A 1426-nucleotide genomic window follows, 5' to 3' on the forward strand; every position below is an offset into this window, starting at 1 on the left:
CTGTCGATGATCTCGTTCACGAACATCCTGCAAGGATGGTTCGCGTCTCTAACTCGGGTCTGTCCCGAGTCTAGTTGAAAGTTGGGTGGTGCCTCCATACTGAAGCGTTGGTCCCTGCCAGGATTCACGCCGCAATAGGAGACACCCCCCATGCCAAGAGTACGAACGAAGTCGCCCGTCCACCAGTCGTCGACGCCCCCCTCCAGCGCGGAGCCGGTGCCCGTCGAGGCTAACAGTCTGGCGCTGTCCATGATTCAAGCGCTCATCCCGTTGGGCCTGCAGGCGGTGGAAGACGCCTTGCAGCAGGAGGTGCTCGCCCTCGCCGGGCCGCGCTACGCGCACGCCGATGGCCGCCCCGCCATCGCCCGCTGGGGCTCGCAAGCGGGCTCGGTGTTTCTCGCCGATCAGAAGGTCCCCATCCAGGTCCCGCGGGTGCGCAATAGGGCCACGAACACCGAGGTCCCGTTGCCCACCTACGCCCAATTGCAGACGCCCCGCGGCCAGGATGTCGGCCTGTTCCGGCGGGTCCTCGGCGGGCTGTCGTGCCGGGACTACGAGGCGGCCGCGGAAGCCGTGCCCGAGGCCTTTGGCCTCACGAAGTCGAGCGTCTCGCGGCGCTTCGTGCGGGCCAGCGCCAAGGCCTTGCAAACGCTCCATGAACGCCGCCACGATGACGCCGAGTGGCTGGTGTTGCTGCTCGACGGGAAGTCGTTTGCCGACGATCAGGTGGTCATCGCGCTCGGCGTCACGACGACGGGGGAGAAGCGCATCCTGGGCCTCGTGCAGACCGCCACCGAGAACAAGCGCGTGTGCGCGGCGTTCCTGCGGGAGCTGGTCGAGCGCGGCTTCCAGACGCCCGCCGGGCTGCTGGTCGTCCTCGACGGCGCCAAGGGCCTGAGCGCGGCCGTGCGCGACGTATTCGGGGAGACCGTCCCGATCCAGCGCTGCCAGTGGCACAAGCGCGAGAACGTCGTGAGCTACCTGCCCAAGACCCAGCAGGGGCTGTGGCGCCGGAAGCTGCAGGCGGCATACGCCAAGGCCACCTACAGCGAGGCCCAGCGCGCCCTGCGGCAGCTCGGCAGGGAACTCGAGCAGCACAACGCGTCCGCGGCCCGGAGTCTCGAGGAGGGCCTGGAAGAAACGCTCACCCTGCATCGCCTGGAGGTCTTCATGAAACTCGGCATCAGCTTCAAGACCACGAACCTGATCGAGAGTGTCATGGCCCGTGTCGAAGCGAAGACCCGTCGTATCACGCGCTGGCGGACGAGTGACCAGAAACAACGCTGGTGTGCGGCCACGCTGCTCGAGATCGAGAAGCAGTTCCGCAAGGTGAAGGGTCACCAACACCTCGGCTTGCTCCAAGCCGCGCTGCGTGGCAAACTCTCGTCACCCCCCGCTGCCGCCTGAGCAGCAACCCTGAGGCACC

General features: G+C 66.9%; 1 protein-coding gene. It reads left to right on the forward strand.

Features of this window, described 5'->3' with window-relative positions:
* Window positions 1-150: 150 nt before the first annotated feature.
* Window positions 151-1407 (forward strand): IS256 family transposase, encoded by a 1257-nt coding sequence (locus tag ACOVRJ_RS19515; RefSeq protein ID WP_422045492.1) that lies wholly within the window; start codon window positions 151-153, stop codon window positions 1405-1407.
* Window positions 1408-1426: the final 19 nt, after the last annotated feature.

The organism is Roseateles sp., from assembly GCF_049240545.1.
Taxonomy (GTDB): domain Bacteria; phylum Pseudomonadota; class Gammaproteobacteria; order Burkholderiales; family Burkholderiaceae_C; genus Paucibacter_A.

Coding starts and splice junctions, on each gene's coding strand:
- ACOVRJ_RS19515 (WP_422045492.1), top strand. CDS start 151: ATGCCAAGAGTACGAACGAAGTCGCCCGTCCACCAGTCGTCGACGCCC.